The sequence below is a fragment of the Paenibacillus sp. LX16 genome (assembly GCF_036252815.1).
GTDB classification, from domain to species: domain Bacteria; phylum Bacillota; class Bacilli; order Paenibacillales; family Paenibacillaceae; genus Paenibacillus; species Paenibacillus polymyxa_B.
Map to the genome: position 1 here is coordinate 730,383 of NZ_CP141152.1, position 20,959 is coordinate 751,341.

Sequence of the window (20,959 nt, forward strand, 5' to 3'; positions counted from 1 at the left end):
GCTTTGAATAACAACTGATTTGCCGATGGGCAACGGTTATTTTCAAAATAGGGGAGGTCATTTTTCATGAAAATGTGGAAATGTGTATTGAGCACGATGCTGGTTGGCACGTTATTGGCCGGGTGTGGAGCGAATTCTTCAGGCAGTGACAGCAGCGGTTCCGGTGGAGACGGCAAAACGGTGAATCTCAAAATGTTTATTGCTCAGCCCCGTTTGAAGGAGCACTACGATAAATACATTAATGCGTTCGTAGCGAAAGAGAAGAAAGATAAAAATATCGACGTTACGGTTCAACTGGAGATGCCGCCTGCTGACAACGCCGCACAAATTTTGAAGACAAGACTCGCATCCAACGATGCGCCGGACGTATTTGCATTGCACGCGGTGAATGAAATTCCTCCGTTTTATAAAGCGGGCTATTTGGAGGATTTGTCCGGTCAGCCTTTTGTTAACAAATTGATGGATAGTGTGAAGCCTTCGGTGACAACCAAAGACGGCAAGGTCGTAGCGGTTCCTTTGGAGACGATCTCATGGGGCTATTTGTACAATAAAAAGATATTTAAGGATTTGGACTTGCAGCCGCCGGGAACGTTGACCGAAATGAAGGCTGTGGTCGAGAAGCTGAAAGCGAATAATGTGAAACCGTTCCTGTTGTCCTACAAGGAATCTTGGATTCCACAGCTGTTCGTGCCTTTGACAGCGGGTGCGATGATGAACACGCAGAATAAGGATTTTATCGACCGGATGAATCAGGATAAAGGCTCTTTTGCTGAAATGAAGAGTATGTTCGACATTATCGATTTGGTAAACAGCAACGGCACAGACAAGGCGCTGGAAATCGGCGGGGATGATGGATCGGCTGCGTTTGCTTCGGGTAAAGCGGCGATGTGGGTTCAGGGACCGTGGTTTGCGGAAACGATTTTAAAATCTGATCCGAAGATGGACTTTGGGGTAGCCCCGCTGCCGATCAATGACGATCCCAATGCGACACTGATCAATTTGTCTACTTCGACTTCGCTGGCTGTATCCTCTACAAGCAAGAATAAGGAGGTTGCGCTCGATTTTGTTAACTATGTGCTGGATGACAAGGATTCTAGCGCGTTCTATGAAGCATTGAAATTTAACCCGATCTCCAAAGTGCATACGTTTAAAAGCTATCCTTGGGTTAATGACGCTACCGAATATGTGAAAGCAGGCAAGTCGTACCAAGATCCATCTATCCCGCAAGCGGTCAAGGACGAGGCAGGCAAATCGCTACAATCCTATTATGCTGGTCAGCTCTCGCAGGATGATGTCATTAAGGCGCTGGATAAGGCATGGAAATCGTATAACAAAGTGAACAAGTAACGGTAACTTATAGAATTACACCAGGAGGGAGAGACTCCATGCCTTTTAAAATCTATAAAAAATACGTCATGCTACTGGCGTTTACAGCCCCGGCGCTGATCTTTTATGCTATCTTCCTGCTCATTCCAACGATCAGCGGCATGTACTACAGCTTTACAGACTGGAACGGATTGAATCCCAATTACAGCTTTATCGGCTTGGGGAACTTTGTGGAATCGTTGAAGGAAGACCCCGATTTTCTCAATTCCCTTTGGTTTACCCTTAAATACGTATTAGTCATGATTGTACTGCAAAATGCACTGGCACTGGCTCTGGCCGTGTTGATTGAGTCGCGTACACGCACCAAAGGATTTTTCCGGACAATATTTTTTATGCCCAATATGATCAGTACCATTATTAGCGCATTTATGTGGACATTCGTTTTTTCTTCCGTGCTGCCACAGATCGCCGAAAAGACGGCTATCGCCTTTTTGGGCCAATCGTGGCTGGGCGATCCGAAAGTATCTTTCTTCTCTATCATTATTGTGTCGCTCTGGAATGGGGTCGGCTATATGATGATCATCTATCTGGCGGCGCTTCAAGGTGTACCACAAAGCTTGAAGGAGGCTGCTATTATTGACGGGGCGAACGCATTTCAGACATTGCGAAGCGTAACGATGCCGATGATTACTCATGCGATTACGATCTGTTTCTTCCTGACGTTGAATGGTGCCTTCAAGGTGTATGAGGTCGTATACGGACTGACTGGCGGGGGACCGGGGCGCAGTACACAGGTGATTACAATGAACATTTATGAGGAGGCGTTTTCCAACAACTTCCGTTATGGGTATGCGAGCGCCAAATCCGTTATTTTGTTCGCCATTGTGCTAATCTTTACTCTGATCCAGCTACGTGTCATGAAGAAGAGGGAGGTGGAGGCATGAGGCTGAAGAAAGCCAATTCCTTGCTGATTACGCTGATTCTGTGCGTGGGCGCTGTCGTGTCCTTCTTCCCAATCTACATGGCAGTAATTAACTCGTTTAAAACACAGGGTGAGATGTTTGCATCCTTTACGGCGCTGCCGACGAAGCTTCACTTTGAAAATTACAGTCAGGCTTTTCATCAGACTCATTTGCTGAACAGTGCCCTTAATTCCACGATTATTTCTTTTATCGGCATTGGTGGCATTGTGATCTGTTCGGCACTGGCAGGCTACAAGTTGTCTCGAACACAGGGAAAACTGAGCAGTGCGATTTTCTTCCTGTTTGTCGCGTCGATGTTGGTGCCGTTTCACTCTATTATGATACCACTTACACGAATGGCAAAAGATTTGTCCGTTCAAGGCAGTACGTACGGCTTGGCCCTGATCTATATCGGTTTGGGCGTGAACATGGCGATCTTTTTGTATCATGGATTCGTCAAATCCATCCCGCGTGAGCTGGAAGAATCCGCACAAATGGACGGCTGTAATGAGTTCCAAACGTTCTTTCGCATTATATTTCCATTGCTGCTGCCGATCACTGTTACCATCGCGATTTTGGATTTTCTGTGGATTTGGAATGACTTTTTGCTTCCATTGTTGATGCTGACGGATGTGAACCATTACACCCTGATTCTCTCGACCAATATGCTGTTTGGAGAGTACAACAAGGATTGGTCGCTTATTCTGGCCGCACTCGTACTGACCTCCATCCCGGTTATCCTGATCTATGCCTTCTTCCAGAAATTCATCATGGAGGGTATCGCTGAGGGAGCGGTTAAGGGATAAGGTGGAAAGCCTTCCTATCAATAAGGAAGGCTTTTTCTCTGATTCAGCTTTTTTCGCGCCAACGTTTCAATAAAAAGATAGGAAGGGTTACAAACAAAATTGCAAAGGCTACAATGATCCACCACTGAGGGTCAATGATATACAACACGACTCCGATCAGCAGAACTGTTGTTATTATGGAAATTCTCACTTTCAACATTGTTCTCTTACTCACCCTAGCTTCTAATTTTGGCAGCGTTATGAGGGTGATTGCAGTTAACGCAGCAAAAAATATGGAGGTAAATGAATTATAGATAATATCAGCTCCTTGATCTAATTACCCACCCAGGATTGTTCGGAATTAATGTGATAAAACAGAAACCCTCCGCTGAGGAAGGCTTTTGTTTTGGAACGACGCACATCCAACGTTACTTCGAGAAAATACTTACAATAAAAAATAAAAGCGAAATGATGATCAAAGTTAGATATATACTAGAAATCCGTTTTCCGATTGTAGCTCCAAACTCTTTAGGATTTTTATATCCAATGATTAAACTGGGAATAAAAAAAATACTGAATAGAAAAATGGTGTAGTGAAACCTAGTATTATCAACACTGTTAGACCAGGCGGGCAATCCTAAAAAGGAAAGCAACTGGTCTCCCAATACGTAATTGCCAAATTCGAAAGAAACAGCCATGCCAAGAAGAGATAACAGCAGTGAAAACGATCCCCAACCTATTTTCTTTTCGTTTTTTCTCAACAATTCAAAGATAATTAGGGTAATTACAATTGCTTGTATGCTGTAAGTCAACATGATTGAAAACATGAAGTACCTCCTTGAACATCAGAATTAAATGATAAGATGTCAATTTCGGGAATGAGTATACCATTTTATGGAATGTTTTCATATGCCTTTCAATACAGCGATCGTATGATCAAATGGAACGCGAAGCGTCTCTAGCCATACAATATTTCATCTGAATGTAAAAGGAGATGATTATGTTGGCTACCTTCTCGGCCGCGCTTCAAGTGAAAAAGCGGATGGCCAAGCGAGTCTTAAAAATGTCCGGTGTCCACGGCATTGGCGTAGGATACAGGGACCCTGCCCATCCCAAAAGGGGAGCCGCTGTCATTGTGTATACGGACCGTCTAGCGTCGGCCTCTACTGGACTCCTGTCGGCCACCGCATTAGGAAAGAAAACGAACGTTCCAGTCCGAATTGTAAAGACTGGAAAGATCAGAGCCAATGCCACGGACTACAAAGTGCGCATACGCCCGGTCATCGCCGGCTACAGTGTCGGGACGATTGAAGGCTCCGGTTCAACTGGACTCATCGTTGCCCCAACTGGAGCGCCGGCGACGCGTTATCTTTTTAGCAATAACCATGTTCTCAATCCCTCCAATACAGACAATCGGGAGGCTACAATACAGCCAGGCGGAGCCGATGGGGGGACGGTTACTCAGGATCGTATAGGAAGGCTGTATCGTTACGTACGCTTGAATCCCACCGGTACAAACCTGATTGATGCGGCGCTTTCGCTTCCGACCCGTAACAACCTGCTCAATCCGCGTTATGCTACGGTAGGAGCGATTCCAGGTCATGTTACCGCATATCGCATAGGAGAAAGATTGAAGAAGGTTGGGCGTACGACCGGACGAGTCAATGGCACGGTAGAGTCCGTCTATACGGACCTGCAAATCAATTATGGCGGAGAGTTGGGCCTGCTGACCTTTGAAGATCAGACGGTTATTAGAGGTACGACTCCCGTATCACTACCTGGGGATTCTGGCTCTGTATGGCTCAGACAGTCAGATAATTATGCAGCTGCGGTTAACTATGCAGGCACGGCAGATGGTCGCTTATCCATAGCCTTTCCGGTGCAGTGGTTCATGCAGGTATTCAACACACGGGTAGCCCGCCCCAACGGGGCAGGCAGGGTGCTCAGGGTAGATACAGGATCTTCCCCTCGCTCCTATACTAGGCAGCTCACCAGTGAGGAGCTGGTTCGCTTAAGACCAAGAACGACACGCATTAGACGGAGCTAAACGCCCTACAGATGGAAAAGCTGCCGCTGATCGTCCCGGTAAAGCGGTCGCTTTAAAAGCTTTTCGAAGGACTGCTTGCTTCGGAAGCATCATCTCCCCGGATTTCCCCCCTGATTACAGACTTAACTTAAGAAATCCGGTGGTGGAGCTAATATAGCAAGAATCATTCACGATACCAATCATTTACAACGAAAATGATTCACGACGCAAATCATTCACGGTACAAATCATTCATAATCTAAAACGTTAATGGCATGAATGAATGCAATGTATTCTAATCTGCTCCTTCAGCATATGAATGGGCTCCCACATCATGGGCTGTAATGGTGCTGCTTGCCGAGGCCAAGCCCCGGATTTCCTGAGCGGTCAGGGCTCTGTTGTAAATAATCAGTTCATCCACTGCACCGTTCAGGTAGGGATCATCAAACTGGGATTTCCCAATATAGTTCCGGTCTGTCAGTCCAAGGCTGGAAGGCTTCAGCGTCATGTTCGTGTTACGCGTCCCCTCTACACCGTCCACATACATCGTTCCAGTATTGCCCGACAAAGTCACGGCGACATGCTTCCAAACCCCTGTTGCCAGCTCCGGCGCATTCAACTGTTGTTCCTCCCCGTTCCCCGAGACGGTGATAGCAAAGCGCATACCGGTTCCCTCGGCTTTGGGTGTCAAAAACATATACCGATTCGTGCCTGCTCCAAAATCAAACAGGCGTGCCCAGCCGTTATGCGTGTTCACCCGTACCCACGCGGCAATCGTAAAGTCATTTAGGCTGCTAACGATACCACCGGGCAGGCTAGCATAGGCGTCTGTACCGTTAAAGTGCAGGGCATTGCCTTTCCGTCCGGCTCCCCACGCGCCTCCATTTACACTGGCCTGCTGTCCATAACCTGACGAATCGGCTGCGGTAGATCCGGCCGTTTCGTCAAATTCATAACGGGCTACAATGTCTCCGGCGGGAGACGGGTTGTCTGTACTCGACTGGATACGGATATCATAGTTGGCTGCCGTACCGATATTCAGTCTGACCGTGGTCGTAGAGCTGTTAGCAGCCGTGACTGATCCGGTTTTTGTGCCGTCTACGAGCACGTCATACGTACCTGCCGCAAGGCCGGTCAAGCTCATAACGGTGGTATGAGTCGTGCCTGGGGTCATATTTTTCAGTGTCAGGCGGATGCTATTCTTGGACTTGGACACGATGGCCGAGCTATATTGGTCCCGATTCAGCTCCAAACTCAGCTTTTGGGTGATCAGCTGCAGTCGCTGGAATACACCGTCCTTTGGAGTGATCGCGTAGCTGTTACTGCTTTCTGTAACGTCACAGCCATAGCCAAACAAGCCGAATATGGGATCTACAGCAACATCCGAGCTTAGGATTTTAATGGCTCCAAATAGCCCTAGGTCGGCTTCCCCGGACATCCCGCGCCATCCGTTAAAGAGGGGGCCGCCGTCCAGACCGAGTGCGCCATAATTGCCCTTGCCCGCCTGATATGTCCACGATACCGCCCCGATATTGGCAGGATCAGAGCTGATCTGTCCCGAGTTAATCGCCCCGATGTTCGCCAGCTTGGCGGCATAGGACAGACGCTGATCCACTTCGGGCTTGGACGAATGCCGACGTGTCCAGTCATCCATCGCATAGCCGGCCAGTGAAGTGGTGTACTGGAAGTTCCACCAATTCTCTCCGGTGATGGTGACCGGATCGGCGTAATAGTACCAGACAGGCATATGACCGCGTGCAGCACGCGTTTTGGCGTTGATTTTGCTCATCATTGTCGTGTTGTTGTTCATTTTGGCGAGTGTATATACGGCTTCTTCACCTGTATTGTCATAGTTATACTCAGAGCCATAAGGATAGGTGGTGTTTTTGAAATTGTTGTACTTGGTAGCCATTTTGGCAATCAGGTCGTTAGCCTCGGTGGTCAAGCCTTCTTCCTGAAGCGCTTTAATAATATCAGGTGTAGTTAGCTCACCCATGAGTCCCGTGTTCCAGTTATAAGCAACAGGGCCTTCATACAACGCTTTAAAAATACGATAAGCACGTAGCAAATATGTGTTTTTGCTATTGCGATAGCTGATCAGGTTGGGATACAGCTTGGCAAGTTTATACATGCTAAAAAATGTATTATAAATGTGCGGATAGGCATAGCCCCGGTACGTTGGTGTTGTATTAGGCTGCGGCATCAGGAAATCAGGAACCAGATAATCAGTATGATGGCCTTCCATCAAATTCGTCCAGATGGCCACCTCCAAATAATCATCGACTGCCTTGATTTCAGATGCTACGGGTTTCTGAACGTTTTTCTCCGCCAGAAACTGGCCGTGAGTGAGTCCCCAATCATCACCCCAGCCCCAGTAGCCAGCAAAGCTGTTGCGTTTGGCCTTGTATTGCATCATCCAGTCATCAAAGACCTTGTCCCTCAGGTCGCCCGGCACGTTCCATTGGGTGCTGTTGACCATGAAGGTAGAGTGACGCTGAAGTGCAGCTTCGACTGGCTCGATGGCATAGAACTGGAGAACGGTTTTTTCGCCGTTACCATAGTTTACCGTAATATTGTTATGTCCCAGTCTTCCCAGTGTAAGTTCATATATTTTATGGTTTGTAGGGGCTGTTTCCAGATAGCTGATGGTCGTTTCGGACGGATATTGCGCTGTGACAGAGGTAATGGATTTACTGGTATGCAGATCGAATTTTGCCTTGAGATTGGTCGGGAAAATCATACCTGGAACCACGGTCACATCCACATGTCCCTCACTGTACAGCCTGTCCTTTACAGCCTGCTCGTCCGCTACCTTATAAAATTTAAAGGCATACGTTTTGCTTTCACCAGGAGCCAGCGACAGACTGGTGCTTCCGAGATAGCCACGGTTGGTGCTCTTGATGACATTGGAGTGGATATAGAACACATTCAGTCCTTCGGACCAGCCACCTTGCTCCATAGCCCAAGTGCTGCCGGGATGCTCCTCAGTTCTCCAATGGTCCTGATATTCGAGACCCGCACCCGTTGAGGCATCAGGGATTAGCAGTACATACGGTCCGATGCCGCTAGGTCGTCCGGCGGTAATAAAGGAGCTATTATGGCCTACAAAGGAGTGTGAGAGTACTCTGGTTTCATAAATTTGTTCATTATTGCCACCGGACCAGTACTCGTTAAACGGAAGCGGCAGTCCCCAATCTCCGATCTCCAGCGTTTGATTAGAAGTGTTCGTTACTTTCATTTGCCAATGCAAATAATCGTTAACCAACGAATAAGTTTCATGTAAAATGAAATTACGTATTCCCTGATTGTTTGATGAATTCTGATAGGTCACTTGGACACTGTTTCCAGAAGAGGTGATCTGGCGCGCATCAGCAGAATTGCTTGTCCATGCCCGAGTCCACGCTCCGTTGCCGAGACGATAGGTGAACATGAGTTCACCCAGCCACTGATGATCCGACGTATTCTGTTTAGGTGCGTTGGAGCTGTTCATAACATAGTTGGTATTAAAAGTGTCCCCTACCAGTCGCAAGGAAGAGAGATCCCCGTAATCTCCGACAGAGATGGAGAACACTTGATTAGATAGCTGTACTGCCATGTTATCAACCTCCTAACAAAGGTTCGTGAGCATGCTCACAACGTTAATATATGTGTGAGAAATACTTTTGCTACCCTATGTATGAGAATTGATAGAAAATAGATTCATATAGATGTCCTACAGGTCTCTCAATCGTGGAGGTAGAGGTATTATGAAAATTAAAATGGAGTTGCCAAAGATTCCAGCCGACTTGCCCATATTAAACGAAGAAATGTATTCCTTACGATCCAAAGGCGAATATCGTATGGGGTCTGTAGAGGATATGATTTTGGATAATGTGGAAGCGGTTAAGGTTTCATTAGAGAAGATGACTTTTAAAAATGTAACGATCATGGAATCGTCATTGCCAGAAAGTGAATGGACAGACGTCATTTTTGATAAATGCGATCTGTCTAATGTTCATTTTTCCGGTTCCTTTATCCATCGGGTAGAGTTCAGGAACTGCAAATTGCTTGGAACAGACTTTTCCAGAAGCAGGCTCCAAAACGTTCATTTTTCGGATTGCTTAGGGGATTATTCGATGTTCCGTTTTGCTAATTTTAAGCAAGTTGGTTTTGAGGATTGTTCGTTGATAAGTGCCGATCTGTATCATTTAACACTACAAAAAACCTTTTTTAACCGTTGCAATCTGGATCAAGCGATGCTATCCGGGTCCAAGCTCAAAGGGATTGATCTGAGCGATTGCGAATTTGATGGGTTGCAGGTGGATATAGAAGATTTGAATGGCTGCATCATCTCACCGCATCAGGCTTCATCATTTGTAGGGCTGTTGGGGCTAGTGATTAAATAAGGGAACTCCTCACTGATTTTTAATATGGTCCCAAGCCTGGCGCAGACGGTTAAACCCTTCAATAATTTGTTGCTCCGTTAAATGGGCAAAGATAAAGCAGGCAGATGGACGCCCCGGTGTCAGTTGGTAATCGGCGGCATCACGCCATGTGACTCCGTAAAATCGTGCTGTCTGCATCAAATGATGATACTGGTCAGACTCATGCTTCCAGATGGCATAGGCATGTAGTCCACAATCGTTCTGATGCCAGTGAAACAGTTCACTTAACTGCTGTATTTCACGCTGAAACACGTCGTAGCGTGATCTGTATATTCGAGTCATCCGACGCACATGACGAACGTAGTCGCCACGCATCATAAAACGTGCCAGTGCTCGCTGTTCTAATCGGGCAGGCGGCAGGGGATCGTATAGTCGTTTGGCAGCTTTCAGCGCTTGGGCTAATTCAACGGGCAGGATTGCAAACCCGAGTCGAAGGCTGCTGAACATGCTTTTGGAAAAGGAGCCGACATAGATGACACATTCTGTGTGATCCAGTGCTTTTAATGGTTCAATGGGTCGTCCTGCCCAGCGGAATTCACTGTCATAATCGTCCTCAATGATCCACGCTCCCTTGGATGCTGCCCATTGCAAAATGTGTTGACGGCGTGTTAATGGCAACACTGCACCGGTTGGAAACTGACGCCCCGGCGTAACAAATAGGAGCTTGGAATCCCAATCCTGTGGGACAATTCCATATTGATCCATTTCAGCAGCATGTATCTGTCCGCCTGAAGCAGTAACTGCACGGTAGATTCCGGTATAACAGGGATTCTCCAATACAATTCGATCTTGTTCATGAATAAGCAACTGACTTAATAACGTGATCACTTCCATGGAACCACTGCATAATACGACTTGATCCGGCGTGGCCGTAATTCCGCGTGTTCTGCCAACATGATGGCAAATCGCTTCACGCAGCCATTCATCACCGCTCACTGGTGCAGTCGTCGCGTCAGCCGAGGGCTTTTGCATATCTTTTCCAGCGGCAGTCATAGCGCTTTTCCATGCAATCAGTGAATTGCCCTCCAACACCACTTCTCCTGCCTGAAAAGAAATCAAAGGCTGTTGCGCACTGTCTCTATCTGTAGCAGAAGCAGGAGTCGATTGTAAGTTTCGTTCCCTTTCGATCTGCATGATTCGTTGTCCCCATGCTGACAGAGCAGGGGCTTTTTGTTTTGCAACAGGTGAATTTTGGTTCTGCTGGTTGATTAGAGATTTGTCGGGCAGCGTCGCTGTCTGTTGCATAACAAAGGTTCCTCTGCCTACTGCTGAGTCTACATATCCTTCTGCCAACAGCATATCGTATGCCTCTTTAACGCTCCCTCGCGAAATTCTATACATCACAGCCAGATCACGAGTGGAAGGCAGACGCATACCACTGGCCAGGGAACCATTGAGGATTCCCTCACGAAGAGCATGATACAATGCCAAATATTTTAAATGATATTTTTGAAGCGCACGCTGATAAGCAATCGTAATATCCATACTCTTCTCCTTTGATTGGACCACTCATTTTCGTTCATATTGGATCTTTTTATGAATCCATTTTCAACATAATCTGAAATGTATTATTGGTCAATAGATGGAAGGAGAGTTCCCTGTGAGAAGAAAAGAATTTACGGTGGCAGAACAAGAGGAAATAGAGCAGTTTCTGAGCGAGGTCAGTTTCGGATTTTTAGGCTTGAACAGCGAGGATGGTTTTCCGCGTGTGGTTCCCTTGAATTTCGCTTATGGAAACGGAGTTTTTTATATTCATGGCAGCCGTGCTGGAGAAAAGATGGAGCGGATGAAAGAGGATAATCGGGTTACTTTTTCAGCCGCTAAAGAGTATGCGCTCATTCCGTCTTATTTTACGGATGGACATATGGCATGTCCTGCGACATCATTTTTTAAAAGTATTACCGTGCGTGGTCATGCGGAGCATGTAGTGGATTTGGAAGAAAAAGCATCGGCCTTTTCCATTTTTATGAGTAAGCTGCAACCGGAAGGCGGGTATGACACGATTGATGCCAGCGACTCTCGGTATGCTTCACGCTTGAAAGGGGTCGCTCTGATCAAAATTGTACCAGAGGAATGGACTGCCAAGTTTAAATTCGGTCAAAATGTCAAAGATCAGGAACGTCAGCAGATTATCGACGGCTTGCAACAACGGGGGCTGGATGATGATCTGACAACGATTGAGATGATGCGCAAATATTGTCCTCATCACTGAGCGTAATAAATTCCTGCTCGCTCACCGTCAGATTGGTTAATTATACCTTGTAGGGAGATGCCCTTGATTTTCCAAAACTTTCAGTCCTTCTGTATTAGGACTTTTGAAGGACAGGTATATATCATCCTCAAGCCCGTTGTTCTTACTGCAAAGGAACTTTATAATACGATAGATTTGTGGCGTAAGGGGGCAAGACCGTGATGAGAGCAGGAGTCAGAAGTCGGGAAAGTCGAAGGTTGTTACTGGAAGCGGGGGCTGAAGAGTTCGCTCAGACGGGGTTTTATCAGACTAAGGTAAGTTCGATCGCGGCACGTGCAGGATTGACACAGCCGGATTTTTATATTCATTTTGAAAGCAAGGAACAAATGTATGAGGAGCTTGTGGAGAGCTTTCGTACTTTGGTGAATGAAACGGTACAAAGCATGAAGATTGGCCCAGACCTAAGCGAGGCTGAAATTTTGAGACGGGGACAATTGTTTCTGGAAGCTATTTTTCGCGTGTTGTCTAACAATCCGGCGATCACTCGTGTCGGATTTTACCAGGCGGCAGACTCGGTGCGCATTAAGGCGGAAATGGCCGAGCATATCAAAAAGCATCTGCTGGCGGCGCAACGATGGGGCTCCTGCCGTGAGGAACTGGACCCTGAACTGACAGCAGAATGCGTGATCGGCTTGATTGAACGGCTGACGTTAACTAAATTGCTACCTGGACGTGAAAGTCCGTCTGTGCTTGCCAAGCAGGCACGAAATCTCCTGTATCACGGCATGCTCGGTTCCGAAGAATAACAGGACTATACAATCCCAACCTAGATTTGGGCGGCAGGTGCGGCATTTGTCCCTATCATGAATGATGGCATAAGCATAAGATGCTCTTGTAAACCATGAAGGGAGGAATCACCATGTCTGGAGTAGGCGCTGGTTATGGAGCTTTTACATCTACAGGAGCGATTCTGGTACTTTTCATTCTGCTCGTTATTATTTCCAAAGCATTTATCATCTAATTCGTAGCTTAAGAATTTAAATTCGGGCGAATTGCTGTAATCAATAGGGAGGAGGAACTTAAGATGGGTGAAGTAGATAGAGGTTGTGGCGGTTGTAACATGTTTACCTCCACTGGTGTTATTCTGGTTCTCTTCATTTTACTGGTTATCATCACTCGTACTTGTTTCATCTAAAGCTATATTCATGGGCTTGAGCACCGATGCTTCGGGTCTATGACCGTGTAGGTCAAACCAGAAACCGTCTCTAACAGAGGCGGTTTCTTTATATATTAAAGTTAACGTTGACGTTAACGTTATATAGGCGTAGTATTTATATATAATCTTTTTCATAAGGTGGGTGTCATGGTTACGTATAAAATTGATGAGGTCGCCAAACAGAGTGGTCTGACGAAGCGAACCATTCGTTATTATGAGGAAATTGGCTTATTGCCCTCCCCGCAGCGTAGTGAAGGAAATATGCGGCTGTATACGCAGGAGGATGTAGATTTATTAAAAAAAATAGTGAGTGCCAAGGAAGTACTTGGATTCTCCTTGCAAGAGCTTCAGCGTTACATGTCCGCAGCGGAAATGCTCAAAGGTCAGCGGGAGGAATATCGCGAGCGAACAGAGCATTTGCAACCGAACGAACGACGGGCCATGTTGGAGGATATGGAAGGTACACTGAACGAACAGTTGGAATTAATGGAGGGGAAAATCAACAGTATCCGTATGATCCAGACTGAGCTGGAGGGGTTGCGGGTCAGGGTGCGTGAACGCAAGGTTCTTCTGGATGAGGAACTTGATCACGACCCATCATAACAAGAACATTTACATTCAGATGTGGAGGTAACATCATAATATGAGTTCACAACATGTATTACCTGAAGAGTTAAAAGAACGCTCAGGCTTGCTGTCTCAACCTAAAGCCGTATGGGCGGTCGCCTTTGCTTGTGTTATTTCATTTATGGGTCTGGGATTAGTCGATCCGATTCTTCCGGCCATTGCCGATCAGCTTCATGCTACGAAAAGCCAAGTGTCATTGCTGTTTACCAGCTATAATCTGGTGACAGGCGTTGCGATGCTGATTACGGGCGTCGTATCAAGTCGATTGGGTGTCAAATGGACGCTATTAACCGGGATTTTATTTATTATTGTGTTTGCCGGATTGGGCGGCACGGCCAATACAGTTGGCGGAATTGTAGGCTACCGAGCAGGCTGGGGTTTGGGGAACGCTTTGTTTATCGCAACAGCGTTATCTGCGATTGTAGGTCTGTCTACTTCTGGAACAGCTAAAGCAATTATTTTGTATGAAGCGGCCTTGGGCCTCGGGATTTCAGTGGGTCCGCTACTGGGCGGTGAGTTAGGCTCCATTTCCTGGCGTGGTCCGTTTTTCGGTGTAGCCGGACTGATGGTAGTGGGATTTTTGTTCATTACGTTTATGCTGCCTTCGATTCCAAAGCCCAAAAAACGCGGTTCCATTGCCGATCCGTTCAAAGCGCTTAGTTATCCAGCTTTACTCACGCTCGGCATTGTAGCGTTGTTATATAACTTTGGATTTTTTACGTTGATGGCGTATTCTCCATATGTAATGCATCTGGACGAGCATGGTTTAGGTTATGTATTTTTTGGCTGGGGAATTATGCTGGCCTTTACCTCGGTGTTTGTAGCACCAAAGATTCAAGCACGCTTGAGCGTGGTATCTTCCATTAGTATCATGCTGACGCTATTTGCCATTGATTTAGGTGTTATGGCGATTGGGACGGTAGCTGGCTCGCCAACGACTGTCATTGTCGCCGTCATTGTAGCTGGTATTTTTCTGGGGATTAACAATACATTGATTACAACTGCTGTTATGCAGGCTGCTCCAGTGGAGCGCTCGACAGCATCTGCGGCCTACAGCTTCATGCGTTTTTTGGGCGGGGCAATTTCGCCGTGGCTTGCAGGGAAGCTGTCAGAGTGGTACTCAGCAGAAACCCCGTTTTATTTTGGAGCATTGATGGTACTGATTGGTGTAGCTGTGCTGATCGTACGTCGTCGACATATGCAGGATATTCAAGTGGATGCACACTAAGATTGAACTTCTGAGGAGGAAAAGAGTATGAGCGAGTACAAACATATTCTGGTCGCGATTGATGGTTCGGAACACGCTATGAAGGCGCTGGAGACAGCCAAAACGTTGTCTAAACAGCTTCAGGGGAATCCGCATCTGACTGTATTGCATGTAAACCCAGCTCTATCCATGAATGAGCCCCCGATTGGGGTGGATGTGGATGAACGGATCGAAGAGGAGGGGCGTCATATCTTAGAACCTGCATCTGACTATTTAAAGGACGCGGACATCCCTTGCCGTATGCTAGCGGGTCATGGTAATCCAGCGAGTATCATTTGTGAAATTGCAGATCAGGAAAAGGTGGATCTGATCATTATGGGAACACGGGGAAAAGGACTTGTTTCCGAAATGATACTGGGCAGCGTGAGCCATCATGTGATTCAGCATGCACCTTGTCCGGTGTTGACGGTAAAATAGATGGTAAAAGGAACGTTGATATCAAGAGAAGGAGGGAAAAGCATGCAGCAGCATTTATTTATTGGTGGAGCATGGAAAACAGCTTCATCGTACGCGACGTTGAAATCACCGTATTCCGGGGAAATCATTGCTGAGGTGGCAGAGGCCACGTCAGAGGATGCCAAGGCTGCTATTCAAGCGGCCTCTAATGCACGCTCGGAGATGCGGGCCATGCCAGCGCACCAGCGGTCAACCATTTTGGAGAAGCTGGCTGACCTGCTGGAAGAGCGGCGTGAGGATGCAGCGCGCATCATTGCACGTGAAGCCTCAAAACCATGGAAAGCTGCGCTGGCGGAGGTTGACCGGACGGTGCAAACCTACAAGTTCGCAGCTGAAGAAGCCAAACGGATTCACGGGGAAACCATTCCCCTGGATGCCGCACCGGGCGGCGAGGGCCGTATGGCCTACACGCTCAAAGAACCTGTAGGGGTAGTCGGAGCTATTACACCATTTAACTTCCCGATGAACCTGGTCGCTCATAAAGTGGGTCCCGCGCTGGCAGCAGGCAATACGGTCGTATTAAAGCCTGCGGAGCAGACGCCGTTGTCGGCTTACCTGATCGCAGAGCTGCTGGAGCAGGCTGGATTGCCTGCGGGCGCTCTTAACGTGGTCAGCGGCGATGGTAAAACCATTGGCGACGTACTTGTCACTGATCCGCGCGTCAGCTATATCACTTTTACCGGTAGCCCGGCGGTCGGTACAGAAATTCGCTCCAAAGCTGGCTTGAAGCGGGTCACGCTGGAACTGGGTTCCAACGCGGCCGTTATTATCGACCGTGATACGGATGTGGACGCGGTCATCGACCGTTGTGTGAGCGGAGCCTTTGCCAATCAGGGGCAGGTATGTATCTCGGTTCAGCGTATTTACGTTGCTGATGAATTGTATGATACCTTTGTATCCCGATTTATAGAAGCAACTCAACGTTTAAAAGTTGGAGATCCGCTAGAGCCGGACACGGATGTATCCGCGCTTATTTCAGCCAAGGATGTCGAACGTGTCCGTGAGTGGCTGGAAGAAGCGGTTCAAGCAGGTGCGAGGATCGCTCTGGGTGGTCAAGCCAAGGGAGGTATTCTGGAGCCGACGGTTTTGCTTAATGTGGACCCGACTTCCAAGGTGTCCTGTCGTGAAGTGTTTGCCCCGCTTGTGCTGATTCATTCTGTTAGCTCTATAGATGAAGCCGTAAACCATGTGAATAATTCGATTTATGGCCTGCAAGCGGGAATTTACACACATGATATCACGACTGCACTGGATGCAGCGGACAAGCTTGAGGTTGGCGGCGTGGTGATCAATGACATTCCAAGCTTCCGTGTCGACCATATGCCGTATGGCGGTGTGAAGCAAAGCGGCACCGGACGCGAAGGCGTAAAGTACGCCATGGAAGAAATGCTGGAGACAAAGCTGATCGTAATTAAACGATAGTAGTTATATAAAAGCCTATCTGATGAACATAGATAGTACGTTTTGCGTATGTCTGCTCATTAGATGGGCTTTTTTTCACCTTTTGCGCGATTGTCAGATGAAAATAAAGTATTAGACTGAAAATATTTGGATAAAGCGTGATTAACTTGAGTTTTAGACCGTTGGAACTGTTCCACCGTCAATATTATATTCACTTCCTGTAATTGAAGCAGCCCGGTCGGATACTAGAAAAGCAACAAGCTCAGCGACTTCTTCTGGTAGTCCTGGACGACCAATTGGAATTCCTCCCAACGAGTCCATCAGTTGCTTTAATGCACTTTCTCGGTCACCTGTCGTCTCAGCAATCCGATCAATCAAACTTTGTGCTGCCTTCGTTTCGATAAAGCCTGGCGCAACTGTATTAATACGAATGCCTTGAGGTGAAAACTGCTTGGATAGCCCTTTGCTGTAAGTAGTTAAAGCTGCTTTGGCCGCAGCATAAGCCAACGTTGCATCATATAGCGGCAAGCGACGTTGAATGGATGAAATATGAATAATAACACCGGAACCCTTTTCCACCATAGCCGGCAGCAATCCACGGTCTAAACGGACGGCAGCAAACAGATTGGCGTTAAAAGTTTGCTGCCAATGCTCGTCTGTCAAGATAAGAGCTCCCCCGGATGGGGCTGACGAGCCTCCAACATTGTTGACAAGAATATCTACACCGCCTAGGCGCTCAAGAACACTGTTTACTACTTGATCTACACCTTCAGGCGTACTAATATCGGCTGGAATAAACAGGTCTGGATTTTCTAAATTAACTGGAGTCGTTCGAGCCGTAGTTATTACGGTAGCACCTGCAGCCGTAAGTCTCTTAGCAATAGCCTCTCCCATTCCTTTGGTACCGCCTGTGACCAAGGCTCTTTTGCCTTTAAACTCACTTAAAATGCTTTCTAATTGAAAACTCATGCGAATAATTCCTCCTAAATTTTACAATGTGGTTGAGAAATACCTCTAGGTATCTCCACTCCGAGTTCACTTGTCTTGCGAACCTTACAAACTTTCGACAATGACACCCCGGTACCGCCCTCCGCGCAGTCGATGCTTTAGGGCTTTTTGATAGGCTGGACTAAAGTACCAAGCTTGTGCTTCCTCAAAAGTGGGGAATTCCAAGATGGCCAGCCCTTCAATATCGGGTCCTTCGAGGACTTGGTATGCGCCATACATTGCTAGGGGGTTGACGGAATGTCCCGCCAAACCTGCCGGTGCCAACTCAGAATAGAGTTGGAGTTCAGTTTGATCGGTACTCTGTTCACGTATAAAAACAACATAAGCGGGCATATACGTTTTCCCTTTCTTTTTTTAAAATTTCTTTATGGAAGTGTAATAATCAGTTCTTTAATTTTATTGTTGTTTACTAGAAATTGATGTTTAAGTAGGAGTGGGTCAGGAAGATTCGATTTATCAAAGTCTCCGTCTACTTTCGCAATTACGACGATGGTATTATTAATGTCATCCATATCCACGATCTCAAAGGTGACATTCGGCTCCAATATTTCTGCTTCACACCATGATTTTATGGCTTCCATACCTTTGATTTCGCGATGGTTATCCAAGATCAACGCATCTTTATCGAAAGCGGAAGTAAATGCTTCAAGCCGGGATTTGTTCGCTGATGTAAAGTAAGTTTCTACTGCTGGTGGCATGGATCTATGTGGATTCATTGATTCTTAACCTCCTATGGTGAGTATGTTGTGAGCGATAACTTCAAATTCATCATAGCAGTAATAATATGACTACATGGTGTCATATTATAGAGGATCATTTAAATTTCTTTTCATCGTTTCTAAATGAGACAATATTCTTGTACGTACTTGTTCGGGGCTAACCTCTATAAGGAGGGGACCAAAGGATAGCAGATAACTGTCCAGCCAATTGCCTACAGGAAATTGTGCCGTGACGGTATAAGATCCGTCTTCCCTCTGAGTAATTGTTTTCTCAGCAAATTCATCGTATACGCGGTAAGCTCCTTGAGCTGAAATGTGAAGAGTTACTTCAATGGTATGAAGCAAGTCGTTCATCTTTGTATCTGTAGATGCTACGACTGTTCTTGGCTCATAACTAATTTCGGTAACTGCAATCTCTTTCATTCGGCTAATCTTAAATACACGATAACTTTCGGTATTTAAACAGTAACCTTCCACATACCAGGATTTATCTTTAAACAAGAGCTTGGCAGGTTCGACGCTACGATAACTCTGTTCCCCGGCGACGTTATAATAGCGGAACTTTATAACATGGTTTGTGATTATTGCGTTGCGTATAAGAGTGAATAGCTGTCTCTGGCTGTTTTGGCTTCCCCATGGCGAAAAATCTACCTCGATCCAGTTACCCATGTCTTTTTTAAAAAGCCTACTTAATTTGTTCAGCACTTCTTCTACCTGTGGGATGGTAGCTGTAGCCACACTCTGAAGGGCCATTAAGATATCATCTTGTTCCTGCTCGGACAGTAAAGAGGTGTTAAAGACATAACCCTCCATCAATGATATTCCGCCCCCCTTGCCTCTACTGCTGTAGATGGGAATCCCAGCTGCGCTTAAGGCATCTATGTCCCGATAAATCGTTCGTGTGGAAACCTCAAAATACTCTGCCAATTCATTAGCAGTCACTTTTTTCTTATGGAGTAACATATAAACGATTTCAAAATGTCTGCTTAACGGCATACGCTTCACCTCTCTCGGTAGCATACACCTTATAACATGACATTATAAAGTCATATTAAGTGATTATTGACATCACACCTTAATGGACAGCAACTGGGGGACTTTATTTTCTTTGGACAGCGATAATAACACTGCCTTGGATCAGATCTTTTTACAATCTTTTATATAAAGTTGAACCAAAAGCACTTGCAAAATAAAAAGGAATAAACTATACTAAGGCCAGTTAATTAGTGATTGATCAATTACTAATTGATTATCAAGCAACGAGGTAACATTCATGAGCTGAGTAAGATACTGCTTCAAGTTTACTAAACGTATCTTTATTGGAACTATGGATTGATAAAGATTCAGTTAGATGAAGAAGTATGAAGTTAAGTAATTGATCAATCACTCATTTTATTTGTAAATGGAGGAGAAAAAGATGAAACATCTTATTATTTACGCGCATCCATCTGAGGGAAGCTTTAATCATGCAATATTGACCACTGCAGTGGAGGGGCTAAAGCAAAAAGGACATGATGTGGTGGTTCGTGATCTGTATGATATCGGCTTTCAACCTGTAGTCAGCAGTAGCGAGATTATTGGAGGAATCGGAGAAGATATTGTGCGGGAACAGCAGTTTTTGCAATGGGCAGAGGTGATCACCTTTATTTATCCGATTTGGTGGACCGGGATGCCAGCCATTATGAAAGGGTATATAGACCGCGTATTCTCTTACGGATTTGCTTATAAATATGTAAATGGAGTGCAGATGGGATTACTCAAGGGAAAGAAAGCCATTATCCTCAATACACAAGGAAAATCACATGCGGAATATGCCAGCAATGGTATGGATCAAGCCCTTCGCTTGACGTCTGACAAAGGCATATTTGAATATTGTGGACTTGATATCATGTATCATCTATTTTTCGAGTCGGTACCTCAATCTGATGAAGATACGCGTAAGAAGTGGCTTCGCCAGATTGCAGACATGGCCAGCAAAGCCTAATGGAAATATGTTTTAGGGACAGAGGATTAAGCATTAGGGGAATCGAAGTAGCCAGTGGCTAACCCAAAAGGCATCGCGTGCATCTCCAGGCGATGCCTTTTGGGTTGGTCCAATATTAAATGTGTTCCAATCGACACTCGCTCATGGCAAGCATCAATTTGCCATACTAAGGGTTAGGCATTAGTTTTTCCGATTTTTCCGATTGACGCTACGAGATCCACTGGAAGGCCACTGTGACCCACCACCTTGACCACCGCTTTGACCATGAGGAGGCCACCATTGTGAGCCACCACCCTGATGACCGCCGCCTTGATTATGAGGAGGCCAATGCGATCCACCGCCTTGACCACCGCTTTGTCCTGCAATAGATGGCATGCTTGGATAAGGGCCCTGAGCCTGACTGATTTGAGTAACATCTATATAAGACTGTGTGCCATTAGGATATAGCACTAACATAGATTTGTTAGCGGGATCTACGCTTTTTACGAAAGCAACGATCTGTTGACCATTCACAGTAAATATTCCCCATAGATTAACAAAATTACTCACTTCAGTAGTTGGTCGCGA

21 protein-coding genes are annotated in these 20,959 nt (G+C 46.2%); 13 read left to right on the forward strand and 8 right to left on the reverse strand.

Going from position 1 to position 20,959, the window contains the following annotated elements; translation table 11 throughout:
• The first annotated feature begins 66 nt into the window (after positions 1-66).
• The 3 genes from T3H97_RS03260 to T3H97_RS03270 are packed head-to-tail and all read left to right on the forward strand — an operon-like array spanning position 67 to position 3,094.
• Positions 67-1,347 (forward strand): ABC transporter substrate-binding protein, encoded by a 1,281-nt coding sequence (locus tag T3H97_RS03260; protein ID WP_328801681.1) that lies wholly within the window; start codon positions 67-69, stop codon positions 1,345-1,347.
• A gap of 38 nt (positions 1,348-1,385) precedes the next feature.
• Positions 1,386-2,270: a carbohydrate ABC transporter permease gene (locus T3H97_RS03265; protein WP_328801682.1), complete on the forward strand. Its 885-nt coding sequence runs from the start codon at positions 1,386-1,388 to the stop codon at positions 2,268-2,270.
• Positions 2,267-3,094 carry a carbohydrate ABC transporter permease gene (locus T3H97_RS03270; RefSeq protein WP_013308681.1) on the forward strand — a complete coding sequence of 276 codons (828 nt, stop codon included), beginning with the start codon at positions 2,267-2,269 and terminating at the stop codon, positions 3,092-3,094. Before T3H97_RS03265 ends, T3H97_RS03270 begins: the two co-directional genes overlap by 4 nt.
• Before the next feature lie 407 nt (positions 3,095-3,501).
• Here the strand turns inward: T3H97_RS03270 and T3H97_RS03275 are convergent, their stop codons facing one another.
• Entirely contained in the window at positions 3,502-3,900 is a 399-nt protein-coding gene (locus tag T3H97_RS03275; protein WP_328801683.1) for a hypothetical protein, read from the reverse strand.
• Between the two features lie 173 nt (positions 3,901-4,073).
• Here T3H97_RS03275 and T3H97_RS03280 point away from each other — a divergent pair, with 173 nt between their 5' ends.
• Entirely contained in the window at positions 4,074-5,120 is a 1,047-nt protein-coding gene (locus T3H97_RS03280) for a hypothetical protein (RefSeq protein ID WP_328801684.1), read from the forward strand.
• Positions 5,121-5,394: 274 nt separating this feature from the next.
• Here T3H97_RS03280 and T3H97_RS03285 read toward each other — a convergent pair whose 3' ends face one another.
• A complete protein-coding gene (locus tag T3H97_RS03285; protein WP_328801685.1) occupies positions 5,395-8,694 on the reverse strand; it encodes a DUF5695 domain-containing protein in 3,300 nt (1,099 codons plus the stop codon).
• Positions 8,695-8,845: 151 nt separating this feature from the next.
• On the opposite strand from T3H97_RS03285, the gene T3H97_RS03290 reads away from it, so the two are divergent.
• Entirely contained in the window at positions 8,846-9,484 is a 639-nt protein-coding gene (locus tag T3H97_RS03290) for a pentapeptide repeat-containing protein (RefSeq protein WP_328801686.1), read from the forward strand.
• A 9-nt stretch (positions 9,485-9,493) separates the two neighbouring features.
• On the opposite strand, the gene pdxR is transcribed toward T3H97_RS03290, so the two are convergent.
• Positions 9,494-11,008 (reverse strand): MocR-like pyridoxine biosynthesis transcription factor PdxR, encoded by a 1,515-nt coding sequence (gene pdxR / locus T3H97_RS03295; RefSeq protein WP_328801687.1) that lies wholly within the window; start codon positions 11,006-11,008, stop codon positions 9,494-9,496.
• Between the two features lie 115 nt (positions 11,009-11,123).
• Between pdxR and T3H97_RS03300 the strand changes: the two genes are divergently transcribed.
• From T3H97_RS03300 to T3H97_RS03330, 7 genes are all read left to right on the forward strand, one after another.
• Positions 11,124-11,735: a pyridoxamine 5'-phosphate oxidase family protein gene (locus tag T3H97_RS03300; RefSeq protein WP_328801688.1), complete on the forward strand. Its 612-nt coding sequence runs from the start codon at positions 11,124-11,126 to the stop codon at positions 11,733-11,735.
• Positions 11,736-11,935: 200 nt separating this feature from the next.
• Positions 11,936-12,520, forward strand: a complete 585-nt coding sequence (locus T3H97_RS03305) for a TetR/AcrR family transcriptional regulator (protein WP_103046947.1) — start codon at positions 11,936-11,938, stop codon at positions 12,518-12,520.
• A 113-nt stretch (positions 12,521-12,633) separates the two neighbouring features.
• On the forward strand, positions 12,634-12,735 hold the full coding sequence (locus T3H97_RS03310) for a hypothetical protein (RefSeq protein WP_023986941.1): 102 nt from the start codon (positions 12,634-12,636) through the stop codon (positions 12,733-12,735).
• Between the two features lie 342 nt (positions 12,736-13,077).
• Positions 13,078-13,533, forward strand: coding sequence for a MerR family transcriptional regulator (locus T3H97_RS03315; RefSeq protein ID WP_103046948.1), 456 nt, complete (start codon positions 13,078-13,080; stop codon positions 13,531-13,533).
• Positions 13,534-13,573: 40 nt separating this feature from the next.
• On the forward strand, positions 13,574-14,785 hold the full coding sequence (locus T3H97_RS03320; protein ID WP_328801689.1) for an MFS transporter: 1,212 nt from the start codon (positions 13,574-13,576) through the stop codon (positions 14,783-14,785).
• A gap of 27 nt (positions 14,786-14,812) precedes the next feature.
• Positions 14,813-15,241, forward strand: a complete 429-nt coding sequence (locus tag T3H97_RS03325; RefSeq protein WP_103046949.1) for a universal stress protein — start codon at positions 14,813-14,815, stop codon at positions 15,239-15,241.
• Positions 15,242-15,283: 42 nt separating this feature from the next.
• On the forward strand, positions 15,284-16,702 hold the full coding sequence (locus tag T3H97_RS03330; RefSeq protein ID WP_328801690.1) for an aldehyde dehydrogenase family protein: 1,419 nt from the start codon (positions 15,284-15,286) through the stop codon (positions 16,700-16,702).
• Positions 16,703-16,855: 153 nt separating this feature from the next.
• Here T3H97_RS03330 and T3H97_RS03335 read toward each other — a convergent pair whose 3' ends face one another.
• The 4 genes from T3H97_RS03335 to T3H97_RS03350 all read right to left on the reverse strand — a co-directional run bounded on the left by T3H97_RS03335 (position 16,856) and on the right by T3H97_RS03350 (position 19,404).
• A complete protein-coding gene (locus T3H97_RS03335; protein ID WP_023986947.1) occupies positions 16,856-17,650 on the reverse strand; it encodes an SDR family oxidoreductase in 795 nt (264 codons plus the stop codon).
• 84 nt (positions 17,651-17,734) lie between these two features.
• Complete coding sequence (locus T3H97_RS03340; RefSeq protein WP_025722293.1) at positions 17,735-18,022, reverse strand: DUF1330 domain-containing protein; 288 nt, start codon at positions 18,020-18,022, stop codon at positions 17,735-17,737.
• Positions 18,023-18,054: 32 nt separating this feature from the next.
• The gene (locus T3H97_RS03345; protein ID WP_328801691.1) at positions 18,055-18,405 is read right to left on the reverse strand and encodes a nuclear transport factor 2 family protein; all 351 of its coding nucleotides are present in this window, start codon (positions 18,403-18,405) and stop codon (positions 18,055-18,057) included.
• A gap of 87 nt (positions 18,406-18,492) precedes the next feature.
• Positions 18,493-19,404 (reverse strand): helix-turn-helix transcriptional regulator, encoded by a 912-nt coding sequence (locus T3H97_RS03350; protein WP_328801692.1) that lies wholly within the window; start codon positions 19,402-19,404, stop codon positions 18,493-18,495.
• 421 nt (positions 19,405-19,825) lie between these two features.
• On the opposite strand from T3H97_RS03350, the gene T3H97_RS03355 reads away from it, so the two are divergent.
• Entirely contained in the window at positions 19,826-20,392 is a 567-nt protein-coding gene (locus tag T3H97_RS03355) for an NAD(P)H-dependent oxidoreductase (RefSeq protein ID WP_328801693.1), read from the forward strand.
• Between the two features lie 180 nt (positions 20,393-20,572).
• Here T3H97_RS03355 and T3H97_RS03360 read toward each other — a convergent pair whose 3' ends face one another.
• Positions 20,573-20,905 (reverse strand): hypothetical protein, encoded by a 333-nt coding sequence (locus T3H97_RS03360; RefSeq protein WP_328801694.1) that lies wholly within the window; start codon positions 20,903-20,905, stop codon positions 20,573-20,575.
• Positions 20,906-20,959 lie beyond the last annotated feature (54 nt).